Below are 17,942 nucleotides of genomic sequence, written 5' to 3'. Positions count from 1 at the left end.
AAATGGAGGAACGAGGTACCAAAAAACAGGAACGTTCTACCTGTAGGTAGAATGACCTACCTAAAAACAGAAACGTTCCACCTGGGAGAAGAAGGTTTGTGCAAAAAACATCAACGTTTCACCAAAAAACATCAACGATTCACCAAAAAACAGAAGCGTTCCTGTAAAAAGTAGGAACGTTCCTACTGTAGGTAGGGGTACTTGACCAAAAAAGTAGGAACGTTCTTGCAAAAAGTAGGAACGTTGTACCAAAATGTAGGAATGGGCTATGAATTTGGTGAAATGATCTATTGCCAGATAGACGATTTCTACTAAAAGTAGCAATCACGATGCTACAGCAACAAATAATTCTATTTTTCAAAATAATATTCTGTTTTTAGATAAAATAGGCTTCGACACCGCTACCGATTGATTTTGATAGGCTAAAAGTGTGTCAGTCCGGGCACCTTACCGACGAGAGTCGGGAAGTACGAGGACCTTTCGACCCTTCCTATTTTCTGGAATTTGCAATTCCTTCCGAAGTTTATCGTGGATCCCACAAGTTCAACCCCATTCGGGGTTGTCTCCCATCATCCTGACAATCTTTTCCCTAGGTTTCACCTAGGGCTATTCAGAGGTTCGACCACTCCGTGGTCATTGGTTTTGACAGTTGATGTTGGTCAGATTCCAGACCCCGAATGGGGTCAAACTTCTCAATAGCCGCGGGTGAAACCCGTGGAAAACGAATGGGCGTGACCATCCCCACGACCCCGAAGCGGGTCGAACTTTATGCCGGCGATTTTTTCCCTTTCTGATTGATCCACCTCACCTCCATTTCTCTGAGGATCAACTGGCTTAATTTTTGACCCTAAAAAATCCAGCTCCCAAAGGAACCAATTCATGGGATTTGGCTATTTTCAAACCACTCAATCACGCACAACCTCAACACTACTTTTATGACCGAACAACAAAAACTCGCACTCGAAGCGGCCATTGCTTCTTTGAAAGGAAAACTGACCGGAGACATGTTTGCCGACATGGAAGTTCGGGATCAAATCCACAACCTGGAAATGCAACTCAAAGGAGTGAAACCGATGGATTCCCACTTTGACTGCATCGGCTGCGGCAGCTAACCCCGGAAGCTTTGGCCAGATACTTTATCCTTTACAAGCCCTTTGGGGTATTGACACAATTCACCGGAGAGGAGCCCACGCTGGCTTCTCTCGGTGCTTTTCCCAAGGAAGTCTATCCGGTGGGACGTCTCGACAAAGACAGCGAAGGACTGCTGCTCATCACAGATGACAAGGTCCTCAACCATCATCTGCTGAATCCGCGATTTGGGCATCAGCGCACCTATTGGGCGCAAGTGGAGGGAATACCTACTCCCGAAGCCCTTGCCAAGCTCCGCTCGGGCGTCACAATACGTGTGGATGGCAGAGACTATAAGACAAAGCCGACCTTGGCCAAAATTCTGGATCCTATTCCTGAATTGCCAGAGCGGACTCCTCCCATTCGCTATCGGGCATCGATTCCGACCACCTGGATTGAGTTGACTTTGATCGAGGGGAAAAACCGACAGGTACGAAAAATGACCGCCGCAGTGGGTTTTCCCACGCTTCGATTGGTTCGCTTTTCCATGGAAAAAATCAACATCAAGGGAATGAAAGCGGGTGAAATTCTGGAATTGGACGAAAACACGGTCTATCATCAATTGGGGCTGACGGGTTTTGCAAAGACAGTAGATCTCTCCAAAAAGAACCGGAATCCCCGGCGGTCTTAAAAATTCCTAAATGCCGTCTGTTTTTTGGGCAATACCGCTTCTAAGAATTAAGATTGTGGGTTGGTTCAAAATCCCCTATTTTAGGCACACCGTATCGGTAATAAAATTTGTATTTCATGCATCAGGAAAAAATCGCTGAGGTCATTCAGGAAGTAAAAAAAGTAGTAGTGGGTCAGGACAAGATGGTCAATCGCCTGTTGATCGGACTGTTTACCAATGGACATATTCTGCTGGAAGGGGTGCCGGGATTGGCAAAGACGCTGACGGTAAATACCTTGGCCAAGGTGCTTCACCTGGATTTCAACCGAATTCAATTTACCCCGGACTTGCTGCCTTCGGATCTGATCGGAACGATGATCTACAATCAGCAGAATGGCAGTTTTGAAGTGAAGAAGGGACCGATCTTCGCCAATGTGATTTTGGCAGATGAAGTAAACCGATCTCCTGCCAAGGTTCAGTCGGCTTTGCTTGAAGCGATGCAGGAAAAACAAGTGACCATCGGAGAGACGACATTCACCTTGGACCGACCATTTTTGGTTTTGGCTACGCAAAACCCCGTAGATCAGGAAGGAACGTATCCCCTGCCCGAAGCGCAGGTGGATCGATTTATGATGAAAGTGAACATCGACTACCCGAGCAAGTCTGACGAAATGGAAGTCATGCGTCGGATGTCCAATATGCAATACACCACCGAAGTCAGACCCATTCTATCCAAGCAGGATATCTTCGATATCCGAAATGAGATCAATGCGGTGAATATTGCCGAGCCATTGGAAAATTACATCATCGAGCTGGTGTTTGCCACGCGATTCCCACTGCAATATGGGCTGAAAGACGAGGCGAAATACATCATGTTTGGAGTTTCCCCCCGCGCCAGCATCAATTTGAATCTGGCGGCCAAGGCCGTCGCATTCATGGACCAGCGGGATTATGTATTGCCTGAGGACATCAAAGAAATCGCCGAAGACGTGCTAAATCACCGGATTTTGCTCAATTATGAGGCAGAAGCGGATAATGTCTCTACCCGAACCCTGATAAAAACGCTGCTCGAAAAAGTACCGATTAATAAATCGGTAACATTGAAATAATACCAAAACCGAGTTATAAGGCTTTCGTAGATGAAAGCCTGTTTTTTTTGTAGCTACTGTTAATTCAAGATTAAATTCTGTCCGGATTTTTAAAAAAAGCATAAACAGTAAAATTCTCTTGCGGAGAAAATTGAAGTCAGCTTTGCATCATCAAAATGCAAAACCATAATTCAATTTATATCCAATGAAAAAGTTCAATTATTTACTGATGCTTTTCACAGCGGCGACTTTCGCTTTGACCAGCTGCGGAGAAGACGAAGTTCCGGACAATGGAGTGACCATCGAAGGGATTCCTGCCACTGCCACCATCGAAGCCGGAGGTACCCTAGGCCCGGTGACCGCTACGGCTACGGCTCTTGACGGACTGGTATCCTTAGTCATCACCAAAGATGGGGCACCACTCGCTACGGTTCCACTTTCAGGTACTACTGCATCTGCTCCTTTTTCTTACCCCGCGGAACCTGGCGATGCCGGTAAGAATGTTGTTTTTGAATTTACAGTAACTGATACCGACGGTGACGTAGCAAAAGCAACGCACGTCTTGACGGTCGGTGCGGAAGCGACCACGATCAGAATCACCTCTAATCTCACTACCAGTCAAACCTGGGAAACAGGCAAGACTTATATCCTGGCTGGCAGAATCGCAGTGGAGCCGGGAAATACGCTGACCATTGAGCCGGGAGTAGTGGTAAAAGGAGAGGTGGGAACCGGTGCTAATGCCTCTGCACTGATCATTCCGAGAGGTGCTAAAATCGAAGCGGTAGGTACTGCTACGCAACCAATCATTTTCACCACTGTAGCCGATGAACTTGAGCCGGGACAGATTGCTTCTCCAAACCTAGATCCTGAATTGAATGGACTTTGGGGTGGTTTGATTGTGCTAGGTAGAGCAAAAGGTTCATTCCTGGGCAATACATCCGAGACACAGATTGAAGGTATTCCAGCATCTGATCCCAATGGGTTATTCGGTGGGGATAATGATGCAGATGACTCAGGCACCTTGAAATACATCTCAATCCGTCACGGCGGTGCGAACATCGGTGAAGGAAACGAAATCAACGGATTGACTTTAGGTTCTGTCGGTTCAGAAACTGAAGTCGAATTTGTAGAGGTAATCGGTAACCAAGATGATGGAATCGAGTGGTTTGGTGGAACTGTAGACGTCAAAAACGCAGTGGTCTGGAATGCTGGCGATGATGCGATAGACGCTGATATGGCTTGGAATGGTACGTTGGATAACTTCATCGTTGTCAATGCCGGAGATAAGTGTTTTGAACTCGATGGTCCGGAAGGTTCCTATGTCAATGGAAACTATACCATGACTAATGGATCTGTTGCTGCTGATGATGCTGCTGGGTTGGTTGACAATGATGCCAATACCAATGTCGACCTGTCGAATATTTACTTCTTTGGAATTAAAGCAGGCCAGACTTTCGATCAGACTCCAACAGTCCCTGCTGCTTTCTCCAACTTCCAAGTTACCCTTCCTGCCGGTACTGCGATCACAGACTTCTTCCTCGGAACTTCTGCCGAAGCTACCACTGCTGTTGCGGCGGGAGCCAACACCGTGGGTGCCGATAAAGCTCCGTTTGCAGGGTGGTCCTGGACAGCCGTCTCTGGCGCTTTGGATGATTTCAAATAATAGATAAGCTTTTTAAAAAGGGAAAGGAAGTGGCTTGCAAGGCAACTTCCTTTCCCTCTTTTCAATTAAAAAATTGCTGTACAATCTAATCTCAACCTGTTCATGAAACGAACAATCCTTTTCCTTGCTGTCTTTATACTACTGACAACAGGATTTGCACAAGCACAAAATGGAATCATTCGTGGGACCATTTTTGAAGAAGCCAGTGGAGAACCTTTATATGGAGTCTCTGTGTTGGTCAAAGAACTTTCCACAGGCGCCGTCACTGACTTTGATGGCAAATTTGAACTTCAGGTAGCTCCGGGTACCTATACCATCCAAGTTTCCTACCTTTCTTACACCACCATTAATATCACTTCCCTGGCAGTTGCGGCAGGTGAGGTGAAGGTCTTGGATGACCTGCTGATGAAGGAAGAGGCTTCGGAGTTGGAAACTGTCACGGTGCAGGCCGCTGCGATCCGGACCACTGAATCCGCATTGATGTCTGTAAAAAGAAATGCTCCAAACGTGATGGATGGAATCTCGGCAAGTACATTTCGTCAAATTGGCGATGGAGATGCTGCATCCGCAGTGAAGCGGGTTACCGGGGTTTCCATTGAAGGAGGGAAGTATGTTTACGTACGGGGTTTGGGTGACCGCTACACCAAGACCGTATTGAATGGCGTGGATGTGCCGGGTCTGGATCCGGATCGGAATGCGCTCCAAATGGATATTTTCCCGACCAATGTGATTGACAATATTTTGGTTTCTAAATCTTTTACCGCGGATCTGCCAGCTGATTTTACAGGGGGTGTCGTGGATATAGAAACAAAGGATTTTCCAGAAGAGAAAAGTGCCAAGCTGAGTATCTCAGGCGGATTCAATCCTTCTATGCACTTCAATGATCAATACCTTTCCTATGAAGGAGGAAAAACAGATTGGTTAGGTTTTGATGATGGAACGAGAGCCATTCCTACAGGAGGGCGAACAGATATTCCACAATTTGCACAAGTTGTTGGCAACCCTAACAGTCCCCTTGGACAGGAATTCCAATCTACTCTTCGAGCTTTCAACAAGACTTTGGGAGGCATCAGGAACAGCAGCTTAATGGATTTTGGACTTGGATTTTCACTTGGAAATCAACTTGCCCGTCCAAAAGTGACCTGGGGCTACAATGTAGCCTTCACTTATAGAAATGAAACCGAATACTATAAAGATGCAGAGTTTAACCTTTTCGCAAAACCTGCCGACGTAGGTGTACTTGATCTGGAGCCGCTGGAAGAGCAAAAAGGTGATTATGGTGTAAACAATGTTCTTTTGGGTGGATTGGCCGGAATAGCCATGAAAACCGAAACCTCTAAATACAAACTCAACTTTCTTCATTTGCAAAACGGTGAATCCAAAGCAGGTGATTTCATGTTTATGAATACCAACTTAGGGGCCGTTTTCGAAGCAAGACAATATAACCTGGAATACAGTGAAAGAGCCTTGTCCAGCGTGCTGCTTTCGGGGACACACTTTTTGAATGGCAGGGATTGGGAAATCAATTGGAAACTAGCTCCAACCATCTCCAAGATGGATGATCCGGATATTCGATTCACAAGATTTAGAATTCCAAACAACATTATCGGAACGGAGGTAGGACTTCCTACTAGAATCTGGAGAACACTGGATGAAATGAACTTAGTAGGAAAGCTTGATCTAAACAGGCAGGCAAACATTCTTGGGAGAAATGGTAAAATCAAGTTTGGTGGAAACTATGTCTACAAAGAAAGAGACTTTAATATCCAAAGCTTCCAGTTTACTCCGGGAAATATCACATTTACAGGAGATCCAAATAGTGTCTTGAATGAAGAGAATCTCTTCGATGAGGAAAATAGAAACGGCTTACGTCATAACCCGGATTTCATTCCAAACAATCCCAATGCTTACCAGTCAAATCTGACCAATATCGGCGCTTATAGTTCTGCTGAATTGAATCCTTCGGAAAAATTGAAGGCTGTCGTGGGAGTCAGAATGGAGAAATACACCCAATTCTACACCGGTACAAATGCCAATGCATCGATCGTTTTGGATAATGAAAAGGTTCTGGATGATTTGGACTTCTTTCCTTCATTGAATTTGATCTATGCTTTGAAAGAAAATCAGAACTTGAGATTATCGGCAACAAGAACCATTGCCAGACCTTCATTCAAAGAGCTTTCTTATGCTGAAATCCTGGATCCAATCACAGGTCGATCTTTCATCGGAGGTTTATTTCCTGAGTCTACCGATGGGGGAACCACTGTTCTGTGGGACGGAAATTTGATCGCTACCCGCATCAACAATTTTGATTTGAGATGGGAGCTTTTCCAGGAGCGGGGACAAATGTTCTCTTTGAGTGCCTTTTACAAAACCTTCAACAGCCCTATCGAAATGGTGCAGTTTCTTTCTGATCCGGGATCTTTTCAGCCAAGAAACGTAGGGAATGGAACGGTCTTGGGCGTAGAAGTAGAATTGAGAAAATCGTTGGGGATAGTTTCTCCCAAACTAGAGAACTTCTCTTGGACATTTAATGCTACCCTGACTGAATCCCAAATCAAAATGTCAGCTACTGAACTTCGCTCGCGTCAATTGACTGCCCGGGAAGGTCAAACCATTGAGGATACCCGGGAAATGGCAGGTCAAGCGCCCTATATAATCAACACGGGAATTTCTTACAATAATTTTACCACCGGCTGGGAAGCGGGTCTGTTCTACAACGTTCAGGGTCCGACCCTTAATTTGGTGGGTTTCGGAAATAGAACGGATACCTTTACTGTCCCTTTTAATTCGCTTAACTTCAATTTGAACAAATCCTTTGGTGCGGATGAGCGGATTCAAGCCAATTTTGGTGTGGAAAACATCCTGAACGATAAGAGACAAATTGTTTACAGATCGTTTGAGGCGCAAGATCAATTTTTCACTAATCTATCCCCGGGGACTGAGATTAAATTTGGATTTACTTACGCTTTCTGATTTTCCGAATCAATAAGTAGTGAAGCCACCTGAGAAATCGGGTGGCTTTTTTCATGTTTGGAGGTGATAAATGTCACTAGTGGAAAAACTGATTTATCGGTACTTCACGATTAATAAAACTTAAAAGCTATGCAAACCATCAAAATCCTCGGTACAGGCTGTCCTAAATGCAAGCAGACCGAGGCAATAATCAAAGAGGCTTTGGCTCAGTCCGGCAAAGAAGCTGAAATCATCAAAGTGGAGGATATTCAGAAAATCATGGAATATAATGTCATGAGTACTCCGGCCGTGGTAGTCGATGAAGTAGTAAAGCTGAGAGGCAAGGTCCCATCCATTCAGGAAATCCTTACACTTCTTGATTAATAAATCAGATGTTTGACTGGCTTCAAGATCTGGCTGATTGGTTGGTGTATGGGGTATTTGGGATCGGTGAAAGCACGAAGTTGGGGATTTCCCTCAATTTCTTTTTTTACGATACCCTGAAAATTCTCCTCCTCCTGCTGCTCATCACCACGCTCATGGGCATGGTGAATGCGTATTTCCCAATTGAGCGACTCCGGGATTTTCTACAGCGAAAAAAATTGTTCGGTTTGGAAAATCTCTTAGCATCTTTTTTTGGGGCTATTACGCCATTTTGCTCTTGCTCATCAGTACCCTTGTTTATTGGATTTGTGCAGGGAGGAATCCCACTTGGGGTCACGTTCTCTTTTTTGATTACTTCTCCCCTGGTCAATGAAATAGCCTTGGCCATGTTTATTGGCCTTTTTGGCCTAAAGTTTACCGTAATTTATGCCGTCACGGGGATTTTATTGGGAACGATTGGAGGGATTGTTTTGGGGAAAATGGGTTTGGAAAAACACCTATCCGAGTGGGTTCAAAATCTAATTAAGTCCAAAACTGAAGGGACATCCAGCTTTCAGGCTGAGGACATTCCGTTTTTGGAGCGATTGAAATTAGTCGTTCGTGAGGCTTTTGGGATCGTTAAGAGCATTGTCATTTATGTGTTGATTGGAATCGGAATTGGTGCTGCAATGCACGGGTATGTTCCAGAGAACTTCTTCGCTCAATACCTGGGTTCCGGTCAATGGTGGACGGTTCCATTGGCGGTGATTGTGGCTGTTCCCCTATATTCCAACGCTGCCGGGATTATTCCTGTAATTCAGGTTTTGGTGGCAAAAGGAGTTCCCATCGGCACGTCCATTGCCTTTATGATGGCGACCATTGGTCTTTCCATTCCGGAAGCTACCTTACTCAAAAAGGTCATGACCGCCCGTCTGATTGGAATTTACTTTGGGGTGGTTACCCTGTTCATTATTATATCGGGTTATCTCTTCAATTTAATTTTATGAAATCGAGCATGACGAAGATCGTCACATACTGGGATGATTATAAACCATGCGAGATTCTCCCGAAGAAAAATCGGGACAGGCTATCTGACCATTGAAAAACAAATTATAAACAAATGAAAAAATTACTCTTTACAGCCTTTTGGATTTTTTCAATCCAATCCAGTTTTGCCCAAGTGAAACATGCCGGAGCCATGAGTGAAATGGGAAAATCCGGATTTGCACCGACGATTTCTCTTGATTCTTTGGAAAAGTATAAAGGCTTGGTGGCTTTGGGCCCAATGGGAAAAATGGAAGGGGAGATTACCATCGTGGATGGAATACCCTATGTAGGAATTGTCAAAGAAGATGAATCCGGAATTATCCAGAAAGACTGGAGAATTCAGGCACCATTTCTGGTTTACGCCGATATACAAGAATGGGAGGAGATCTCACTTTCTGGAAAAGTAAGCACGATTCAAGAGCTCGAGAGCGTGCTTGAAGCCTCATTTGTTTCTGCAGGTATGGATCTTTCTCAGCCTTTTCCATTCCGGGTTTTTGGGAAATTTGACCAAATGGTAACCCATATTGTCACACCAAGGTCTCAGGAGATTCCCGGCTACAAAGAAGGAAGAAATCAAGTCAATTATACTCATTCCGAGGAAAATGGGGAATTAATAGGTTTTTATTCTCGGGAGGGGAAAGGAATTTATACCCATCAAAACAGCTTTTTTCACATTCACTTTCTAAATGATGACAAGTCTTTTGCGGGGCATTTGGATAACTTTGAATCAAATTTGGAGGGATTTAAAATTTGGATTCCCAAGTCTCATCCCAAGTTAAGTTTTCGCGTAGTCGATACAGATTTCAGCAAAGGGAGACTGGGATTTCAGCAGGAGATTTTTTTGGATGATTTGGTTAAGTTCCATGGGCATTTATGTGATGGATTAGTCGTCGGAACCAAGGCCTTGGATTATTCCTTTTCAACCTTTTTTGGGGCTGCAGAAATTGATCGGACAGATTACAGAATCATCTCAGGCGCTTCTCCCTGTCTGACAGATGCGGCAAGTTACCTGACGGGGGGAAGGTTACAGTTTGGCACCCAGCAGGTAATTTCCAAGCCTACCGGGTTGTTTTTAATTGAGCGGATTTCGGATGGGAAATCAGTGCAAGTGAACTTAAATGCAGGCATAAAGCCACAGGAAATAATTTCCCTTACTGCTCTGGCTGAACAAGGCAAGCTATCACCCTGTGAAATGGATCACCTGAAAAGCCTAGAGGACCAATTTTCCATTCAAGTCTTGGCTACAGCCTCTGCTGAGTTGTACAATTTGGTGGTGTTAGACCAATTTAAGTGGGTGCAGGCACCTTTTGAGACCTTCAAAAAAACGGATGTTTTGAATAAAAATCTTTCTCCATGTCTATCCAATTTGTAAAGTATATTGTCCTGGTAGGGGCGATTCTGTCCTGGGGATTTTCTATACAAACCTTCGCTCAGAAAGTAAGCCTGACTGGAAACACTTCCAACATCATGCTAAAAAAGGATCTCTCTGCTAAACTTGATTTGGACACAATCTCAATCAGGAAATTTCTTTATGGAATCGGAGCAGTGGAAGACCTCCAAGGAGAAGTACTGATTGTCAATGGAAAGCCAATCGTATCGGAACTGGACAAAAATAGAAATCCAGTTTGGACTGAGACCTGGGACAGGAAGTTGATTTTCTTGGTTTCCGCTCCAGTTCAAAATTGGAAAAAGATCAAAATAGATCGACCGGTAGCCAACCGAAAGGAGTTTGAAGCCATAGTTTTTGAATATGCCCAAAAAGAAGGACTCGATGTGGAGAATGGTTTTCCTTTTCGTGTCAAGTTGATTGTAAAAGAGATTCAGGCACACATTGCCTATCTCCGTCCGGAGACCGCTCAGAACTTTAGTCCTCATGGGAAAAAAGCGGATGATTTTCCGATTGACTTGGAAAATGAACCTGTCAGGATTATTGGATTCGCCGGAAAAACTGCCGGAGGTCGATTTGCGATGCCAGCAATGCCTGGAAGAGAAGCCAGTTCCCTGCACATGCATTTCATTTCACTGGATTTTTCCCGTTCGGGTCATGTGGAGGATTTGAAGATTGAAGCGATTTGGCAGTTATGCCTACCGGATAAAAACTTCTGAACTACTTCTTACAAGAAAAAGCTATCTTGGAAAGAACGCGATTTAATGAAAAACCTTTTCTTCTTGGTTATCCTCTTTGGTCTTATTTATCCTTTTTTTTTCTCGAGACGAGACACCTTCTCGGAAATTTTGGAAAAACCTTAAAAGCCCCTGTGGCAAAGCCCTTGAATGCAAACTGATCGTCTCGGAATCTGACCCAATGACGGCCGGAAAGCTGGTCATGCATGTCAGAAGTTGCGAATCTTAAACCTTGAGAATTCCATTTTTCGTTGGAGACGATCGCTCCCGGACTTGGGTTCTCACCATGGATGAGGCTGGACTGATTCAGCTCAAGCACGATCATCGACATGAAGACGGTTCGGAAAATCAGGTAACCCAATACGGAGGTACAGCGAGTAATACCGGATCGATGCCGATGCAGTTTTTTCCGGCAGATCAATTTATCGCGGAGTTGCTTCCGGCAGCTGTTGGCAATGTATGGTGGATCACTATGGATGAAACTTCCTTTACTTAAAATCTGAGAAGGCTTGGTTCAAATACATAATTTTCTGTCAAATTTGACTTGACCCAGCCTGTGGAGATTCCTGCAGCTCCATGGGGATGGAAGGATTAACTTAGATTTGATAATCATTTGATCAAGAGAAAATGTCGCACAATCATAGCCACGATCACTCCAGTAAGAACTTAAGAACGGCCTTTTTGCTGAATCTTGGGTTTACAGTCTTCGAATTGATCGGTGGCTATTATGTCAACAGTGTAGCGATCATTTCGGATGCGATTCATGACTTGGGAGACAGTCTGTCTTTGGGCACTTCCTGGTACTTGGATGTCAAATCCAAACAATCCCCGACCAAAGCTTTTTCCTTTGGCTACCAGCGTTTTTCTCTATTGGGAGCATTGATCAATAGCCTGGTTTTGATAGCCGGGTCTGTTTTTGTCATCCAAGAGGCCATTGGAAGAATTCTCAACCCTGAGTCCTCCGATGCGACAGGCATGCTGATTTTTGCTATTGTTGGCGTGCTGGTCAATGGCTATGCAGCCTGGAAAATGAGTAAAGGGAAAACCCTCAATGAACGGGTGATTTCCTGGCATCTGCTTGAGGATGTTTTAGGCTGGTTGGCGATTTTGATTGTTTCCATTATTCTGCATTTTAAGGATTTACCGTATCTGGATCCGGCTTTATCCCTTTTGATTACCTTGTATATTCTTTGGAATGTGGTCAAACGATTGAAGGAAACCCTTGTCATCTTTTTACAGGGAGAACCGGCAGATGTAGATCGTGAAGCGCTGGAACGGGAGCTGCTACGGATCCGGCATGTCGAATCGCTCCACCATACCCATATTTGGTCATTGGATGGAGCGCATCATGTATTTACTACGCACCTGAAACTTGGACCTATTCAAGACTTGAGTGAAATGCTATCGATCAAGAATCAGGTAAAAGAAATCATGAAAAAATATCCTTTTGAGCATTATACGATTGAAACTGAGATCGACTCCGAATCCTGTGGGCTTGAAGGAAATTGCGATCCGCATTAATCTTTGAGCGGAAATTAGAACTGAGAAATAAACTAAAAAAGGACCAAACATGGAGCAATTTGTAGAATTATGGAAGGAAGGGCGGACTCGCTTTACTAAGCTGCTGGAAATTGCACAAGAAGTAGATTTACCTAAAAGAAATGGCCAAAGCCCTAATTCTGCCGGGTTTTTGATCCGTCATATCGCAGAAGTGGAGCTGCTTTTTGCCAAAAATGTCTTTGGATTGGCAGAGGTGAAAATTGTGGCAAAAACGCTCATAGCCGGAAAAGATACCGGAGAGTGGACCAATCTGGCGGAGCTGAAAGAAATGACTTCCCTGGCTGCCAAAATGCTGGAAAAGGCAATTTTGGAGACAAGCGACTGGAGTGAAGTCATCGAGACAAAGGAGTTTGGTAAGAAAACCAAGGCGGAAGCTTTTGGAAGAATTGTAACCCACACCGCCTACCATGCAGGTCAACTGGCCTTGGTTTTAAAATACGGAAAGTAAAATCTAGGTTAGTTTTCGGATGATCTCTTCGGCTTCCGGATAATCAGGAAGCAAGTCCTCCGCCTTGAACAGTTCAAAATCCCGGAAGTCAAAGCCTGGAGCCACCACGCAGGAAACCAACGCGTAGGTATCAGCTTCATCCACACAGCTTCCAAAAATAGTGTTGGCAGCTACCAGATGCTGAGGGAGTGTTCCATTCCCATCCATAGGGCCCAGTTTCAGGATTTCGTGTCCGTTTTTTCCCAATATATGGACCGAAAGTGGATTTCCTTCATGCCAAAACCAAAGCTCATCACTCTTGATCCGGTGAAAATGGGAGACATCTTCTGAGCGAAGAAGGAAGAAAATGGAGGTGGCGAGCTGTCTTAGACCATTTTCAGTGGCTATTTCTGAAGCCGCTCTGTAAGTCTCCGCGTAAAAGCCTCCCTCTGGATGAGGCGTCATCTTTAGAGAATTTACCAGTTCTTCAATTCGGTTTTTTGCAAAACTCATGAATAAGTCTGGATTAGAATAGTCACAATCCGCTCGGCTGTTTTCCCATCCCAAAGCGGGATTCCCTGATATTTCTTCCATTCTCCCTTCATGATTTTATCAAGATAGGGTTTGAGTTTTTTGGGATCGGTACCGACCAATTCATTGGTGCCCAAGTGGATGGTCTCTGCCCGCTCTGTATTGTCTCTAAGGGTCACACAGGGCACATTCATGACGGAGGTCTCTTCGGTGACTCCCCCCGAATCGGTGATCACGCCTTTGGCATTTTTCACCAAATAATTAAACTCCAAATACCCCAGGGGCTCGCACATATGAAGTGAAGGAGCTTGGATTCCGAGGTTTTCGAGATTTTTGGCCGTGCGGGGATGAACCGGAAAAAAGATGGGCAATCCGCCCGTTCCCTCCAGAATGGCATCAATCATCGCTTTGAGTGATTGCTCCTGATCCACGTTGGCGGGACGGTGCATGGTCATTACGAAGTAATTTCCCGGGCTCAGATTTTCGAATATTTCCCCCTCAGGCTTGCGGAAATTGGGCATTTGCGCCATCAGCGTATCGATCATCGTGTTACCGACAAAGTGAATTCTATCTTCCGGAATCCCTGACTTTCTCAAGTTTGAGTTTGCAATTTCCGAAGTGGTGAAGAAATGGTCGGTGATGCTGTCAGTGACCATCCGGTTGATTTCCTCAGGCATGGAGAGGTCTCCGGATCGGATTCCACCTTCTACGTGAGCGACATCGATTTGTAGTTTTTTGGCTGCAATGGAACAGGCCAAGGTACTGGTGACATCTCCGACGACGAGAACTATATCCGGACGGTTTTCCATCAGTTCCTTTTCAAAAGCGACCATGATAGCGGCCGTTTGCTCTGCTTGGGTTCCGCCACCTCCACCCAGATTTGCGTCCGGTTCAGGGATGTTCAGTTGGTCGAAAAAATCCCCTGACATCTTTTTGTCGTAGTGCTGTCCGGTATGCACCAAGCGAAAGTGGAGGTTCACCCCGGATTTTTGCTGTTTTTGAAAGGCGTGGATAATTGGGGCGATTTTCATGAAATTGGGTCTCGCACCTGCAACAATCGTAAAAATGGGCATGGGTAGTTTTGATAAGTTTCCGCAAAAATAAAGAATCATTTTTGAGGGTTTGGCTCTTTTCAGGGATTCATTCCTCCATTTGGTAGGTTTTTTGTTTCTTTGTGACCGTGCTTTTTGAATAAACCTGAATTGATGAAACGATTAAGTTGGCTGATTGGTCTGAGGGGTTGGCTTTTTTTTGGATTGCTGATTTCCGTTACTTCTTGCTTGCCCACTGTGGAGCTGGAACAGGTGGTTTACTCCAATAATTTTGGAGACTTGAATTTGACGGGTTTCGAAAACGGCAAGCTCTTTATTTTCCAAAATGATACCATCGCGGGCAATTATCACAATGAGGAGGTAGCCGTCACAGTTCCGGATTTACCTGCGCACAATTACCTGAAAGTAACGGTGGATATTCTGATTCATGACACCTGGGATGGTAATCCCAAAGATGGAGTAGGTGGACCTGATTTTTGGTATATGGGATATGATAGCAGGGAGATTTTTCGGACCACTTTTTCCAATTCCCCCTGCGAGTCCACGTATTGTCTGTACCAGTCCTATCCTAACGATTACTTCCGGCAGAATGTGCCAAAATCAGGTGCTGTCCGCACCAATATGCCCGGACTTTGTCTGTTTGGAGCATTTCAAAATTATACGACACGGTACAGTATATCCAAGCTTATTCCCCATTCCAATTCGAGTATTCGGATTTACATGGGAGACGAATTAATGGCGGCAAATTCTCCAGATCCACTCTGTGATGAGTCTTGGTCCATTGCCAATGTTGAAATTATTGCCATTCAGACCAATTAAGTGATGAGTAAGAACTTAAAATTCCTTTGGCTTATTGCTTTTTGCCTGTTGATGCTTGGGATCAATCCCAAAGGTGAATCCCAAACGATACCTGTTGGTACACCGGTTTTGGATGACTATTTGAGGCGATTGCAGCTGCTCGGTGAGGTGGATTCCGCGTCCTCCTGGATGATCCGTCCACTTTATCCTGTTGAAGCGTTTGGGATCAAAAATGGCTTTGATTTGGACAGTTCGTTGGTTGACTTAGAAAATTCTAATTTTCATAAAAGATTTGGCAAAAATGACAAAGGCAAGTTCCTTACCATGCCTGGGGTATACAGGTTTCAATATAATTCCACCTATGCTTTTGGGGTGAATGACGGTGCATTTATTCCCAATCGGGGAATTCAGCAAATTTTCAGCCCCGGAATTTATGCTGAATACGGGAATTTCACGCTTCAATTTCAACCAGAGATCCTGCTGGCACAAAACAAGGATTATCTGGGATTTCCATTAGAGCACCAAGCGACGATCCTGTTTTATTACGAATATATGAATCGGATCGACCTGCCGGAGCGATTTGGAGACGGTCCCTACAATCAAGTCTATGGAGGCCAGTCAAGCCTTAGGTATAATCTCAAAGAATACTCTCTAGGAATATCCACTGAAAACCTCTGGTGGGGCCCAGGCAGGAGAAATTCGCTCCTGATGGGAAATAATGCCCCCGGCTTTCTACACGTTACGCTCAATACCCGCAAGCCGGTAAAAACGAAAATTGGTGCTTTTGAAGGTCAGGTAATTTCTGGGTTTTTAAGATCCACCAAATTTTTGCCGCCCTTTCCGGATTATAGTATCCAGCAAAATCCAGTGTATGTTCCAAAAAGAAATAATGGCAACCGCTACTTGGCGGGACTTGTCTTGACCTATCAGCCCAAGTGGATTCCGGGACTTTTCTTTGGATATGGATCAGTGAATCACATGTACGGCAGCGATGTGTCAGGAATAGGAGACATGCTCCCCATTCTCAACGGAAGGAAAGGGCCTGCCAATGTAATAGATCCGATCCGGGACAAAAGGCAGCAATTCAGTTCAGGGTTTTTCAGATGGCTAAATCCGGCTGGAAGATTTGAGTTTTACGGAGAATTTGGAACCCGGGGCAATAGCCGCAAGCTGGAAGAGTTTATGGTCACTCCGGAGCAAGGGAGAGCTTTCACATTTGGGTTTGCACACCTGATGGACTTGAAGAAGCCGGGAAGGTTCCTGGAGATCAGTTCGGAAATGACGCTTTCCGGTCAGACTATCCGGGAAGAAATTCGTCAGCTGCGAACCTGGTACATTCATGATCATGTGCGTCATGGCTACACGCATCGGGGTCAAGTACTCGGAATTGGAAACGGTCCTGCAGCCAACCAACTATTTGTGGGATTTGCCTGGGTAGAAGGATTGAAAAAAATAGGCCTCCAATTCGAGCGGATAGAGTACAACAATGACTTCTACTACTATCGTTATGAAGCTTCCAAGGATATCAGAAACAAGTATGTGGATCTGGTTTTTACGCTGGCTCCGGAATGGAAATTTGGTGACTTTTTACTTTCGGGCAAATTCCAATATGTGAATACCCTGAATTACAAATGGTTTCTGGAAAATCAGCCGGATCAATATTTCGTTCCCGGTTATGACCGAAAGAATTTTGTTGGCCAAGTTGGGCTCGCGTATTTGTTTAGGTAATTCATCAGCTAAATTTGATCCATGAAAGCAGAAAAAGACAAAGTAGTAGCCGTGTCCTATATACTAAAAGTAGATGATGGGGAAAGTGGCCAAGAACTGTATGAAACCGTTTCGGAGGAACAGCCTTTTTATTTCCTGTTTGGCTATCAAAATGTACTCCCAAAGTTTGAAGAAGCAGTTTTGGGCAAAGCCGCAGGAGAGACTTTCTCCGTTGCAATAGATTTTGAAAATGCCTACGGAGACTACGAGGATGCTAAAAAAGTAATCATCCCAAAAGCCAATTTCAAAGAAGAAGGTAAAAAGAACAAAGAGTTACTTCGAATCGGTAGTGTGATTCCTATGAAAGATGATAAAGGAAATCAGATGCGAGGAGAAGTGACCAAAGTAGATTATTTAGGGGTTCACATGGATTTTAACCCTCCTCTCGCTGGATATGATCTTTATTTTGAAGGGAAAGTGGTGTCTGTTCGTGATGCGCAAGCCGTGGAAATCGAACATGGTCATGCTCATGGCCCTGACGGTCATCACCATCATTAATTTATTAAATTTAACTACTGTCGTCCGAGAACGCGAGAGTCCAAAATAATTTAATCTTGGAATAGTACCAAAATGAAAGATGGGAAGCTTTTTGGAGCTGTCCCATCTTTTTTCTATTGTTGTTTCGACCAAGAAATAACAATATGAAGCAAAGTAAGCATATTTTTTTGTCCGGCCATCCGATTATTGCCCAGCTTTTATCGCTGATCCCGATGGAAGTTTTTAATGAGGTTGTAGAGCAGCAAAACGCAGACAGGTATTACAAGAAACTCAAGTCGATCGATCATTTTATCTGCATGTTCTATGCGGTTTTGACCCGCAACGGTAGTCT

At 44.5% G+C, this 17,942-nt stretch carries 19 protein-coding genes; 16 read left to right on the top strand and 3 right to left on the bottom strand.

The genetic code is table 11. The annotated features are described in order from the left end of the window. Window positions 1–692: 692 nt before the first annotated feature. Window positions 693–881, bottom strand: a complete 189-nt coding sequence (locus C4S61_RS20875) for a hypothetical protein (RefSeq protein ID WP_103926724.1) — start codon at window positions 879–881, stop codon at window positions 693–695. A 54-nt stretch (window positions 882–935) separates the two neighbouring features. Between C4S61_RS20875 and C4S61_RS22160 the strand changes: the two genes are divergently transcribed. From C4S61_RS22160 to C4S61_RS20820, 12 genes are all read left to right on the top strand, one after another. Beyond that, window positions 936–1,112 (top strand): hypothetical protein, encoded by a 177-nt coding sequence (locus tag C4S61_RS22160; RefSeq protein ID WP_200820629.1) that lies wholly within the window; start codon window positions 936–938, stop codon window positions 1,110–1,112. Between the two features lie 11 nt (window positions 1,113–1,123). Beyond that, the gene (locus tag C4S61_RS20870) at window positions 1,124–1,759 is read left to right on the top strand and encodes a pseudouridine synthase (RefSeq protein WP_103926723.1); all 636 of its coding nucleotides are present in this window, start codon (window positions 1,124–1,126) and stop codon (window positions 1,757–1,759) included. Window positions 1,760–1,875: 116 nt separating this feature from the next. Continuing rightward, window positions 1,876–2,847 (top strand): AAA family ATPase, encoded by a 972-nt coding sequence (locus C4S61_RS20865; protein ID WP_103926722.1) that lies wholly within the window; start codon window positions 1,876–1,878, stop codon window positions 2,845–2,847. 184 nt (window positions 2,848–3,031) lie between these two features. Further along, entirely contained in the window at window positions 3,032–4,489 is a 1,458-nt protein-coding gene (locus C4S61_RS20860; protein WP_103926721.1) for a hypothetical protein, read from the top strand. A gap of 102 nt (window positions 4,490–4,591) precedes the next feature. Further along, window positions 4,592–7,465 carry a TonB-dependent receptor gene (locus C4S61_RS20855; protein WP_103926720.1) on the top strand — a complete coding sequence of 958 codons (2,874 nt, stop codon included), beginning with the start codon at window positions 4,592–4,594 and terminating at the stop codon, window positions 7,463–7,465. A 129-nt stretch (window positions 7,466–7,594) separates the two neighbouring features. Further along, the gene (locus tag C4S61_RS20850) at window positions 7,595–7,828 is read left to right on the top strand and encodes a thioredoxin family protein (RefSeq protein WP_103926719.1); all 234 of its coding nucleotides are present in this window, start codon (window positions 7,595–7,597) and stop codon (window positions 7,826–7,828) included. Between the two features lie 8 nt (window positions 7,829–7,836). Continuing rightward, window positions 7,837–8,814 (top strand): permease, encoded by a 978-nt coding sequence (locus C4S61_RS20845; protein WP_103926718.1) that lies wholly within the window; start codon window positions 7,837–7,839, stop codon window positions 8,812–8,814. Between the two features lie 113 nt (window positions 8,815–8,927). Continuing rightward, entirely contained in the window at window positions 8,928–10,226 is a 1,299-nt protein-coding gene (locus C4S61_RS20840; RefSeq protein ID WP_103926717.1) for an acetolactate decarboxylase, read from the top strand. Further along, window positions 10,208–10,960, top strand: a complete 753-nt coding sequence (locus C4S61_RS20835) for an acetolactate decarboxylase (RefSeq protein WP_103926716.1) — start codon at window positions 10,208–10,210, stop codon at window positions 10,958–10,960. Before C4S61_RS20840 ends, C4S61_RS20835 begins: the two co-directional genes overlap by 19 nt. 250 nt (window positions 10,961–11,210) lie before the next feature. Then, window positions 11,211–11,474: a hypothetical protein gene (locus tag C4S61_RS22425; RefSeq protein WP_235010142.1), complete on the top strand. Its 264-nt coding sequence runs from the start codon at window positions 11,211–11,213 to the stop codon at window positions 11,472–11,474. A gap of 131 nt (window positions 11,475–11,605) precedes the next feature. Further along, window positions 11,606–12,499 carry a cation diffusion facilitator family transporter gene (locus C4S61_RS20825; protein WP_103926715.1) on the top strand — a complete coding sequence of 298 codons (894 nt, stop codon included), beginning with the start codon at window positions 11,606–11,608 and terminating at the stop codon, window positions 12,497–12,499. 49 nt (window positions 12,500–12,548) lie between these two features. Then, window positions 12,549–12,986 carry a DinB family protein gene (locus C4S61_RS20820; protein ID WP_103926714.1) on the top strand — a complete coding sequence of 146 codons (438 nt, stop codon included), beginning with the start codon at window positions 12,549–12,551 and terminating at the stop codon, window positions 12,984–12,986. Window positions 12,987–12,989: 3 nt separating this feature from the next. Here the strand turns inward: C4S61_RS20820 and C4S61_RS20815 are convergent, their stop codons facing one another. Both C4S61_RS20815 and wecB read right to left on the bottom strand, forming a co-directional pair. Continuing rightward, a complete protein-coding gene (locus C4S61_RS20815) occupies window positions 12,990–13,478 on the bottom strand; it encodes a cupin domain-containing protein (RefSeq protein ID WP_103926713.1) in 489 nt (162 codons plus the stop codon). Then, entirely contained in the window at window positions 13,475–14,608 is a 1,134-nt protein-coding gene (gene wecB, locus C4S61_RS20810; RefSeq protein ID WP_407640585.1) for a non-hydrolyzing UDP-N-acetylglucosamine 2-epimerase, read from the bottom strand. Before wecB ends, C4S61_RS20815 begins: the two co-directional genes overlap by 4 nt. 93 nt (window positions 14,609–14,701) lie before the next feature. Here wecB and C4S61_RS20805 point away from each other — a divergent pair, with 93 nt between their 5' ends. The 4 genes from C4S61_RS20805 to C4S61_RS20790 form a co-directional block, all read left to right on the top strand. Beyond that, window positions 14,702–15,367, top strand: coding sequence for a hypothetical protein (locus C4S61_RS20805; protein ID WP_103926711.1), 666 nt, complete (start codon window positions 14,702–14,704; stop codon window positions 15,365–15,367). Window positions 15,368–15,370: 3 nt separating this feature from the next. After that, a complete protein-coding gene (locus tag C4S61_RS20800) occupies window positions 15,371–17,074 on the top strand; it encodes a capsule assembly Wzi family protein (RefSeq protein ID WP_103926710.1) in 1,704 nt (567 codons plus the stop codon). A gap of 21 nt (window positions 17,075–17,095) precedes the next feature. Then, window positions 17,096–17,611: an FKBP-type peptidyl-prolyl cis-trans isomerase gene (locus tag C4S61_RS20795; RefSeq protein WP_103926709.1), complete on the top strand. Its 516-nt coding sequence runs from the start codon at window positions 17,096–17,098 to the stop codon at window positions 17,609–17,611. 143 nt (window positions 17,612–17,754) lie between these two features. Continuing rightward, on the top strand, window positions 17,755–17,942 hold a 188-nt coding region (locus C4S61_RS20790; RefSeq protein WP_146064467.1), incomplete at its 3' end, for a DUF4372 domain-containing protein.

The organism is Algoriphagus boritolerans DSM 17298 = JCM 18970, assembly GCF_900108085.1.
GTDB classification, from domain to species: domain Bacteria; phylum Bacteroidota; class Bacteroidia; order Cytophagales; family Cyclobacteriaceae; genus Algoriphagus; species Algoriphagus boritolerans.
This window is presented reverse-complemented; position numbering and strand designations above follow the sequence as displayed.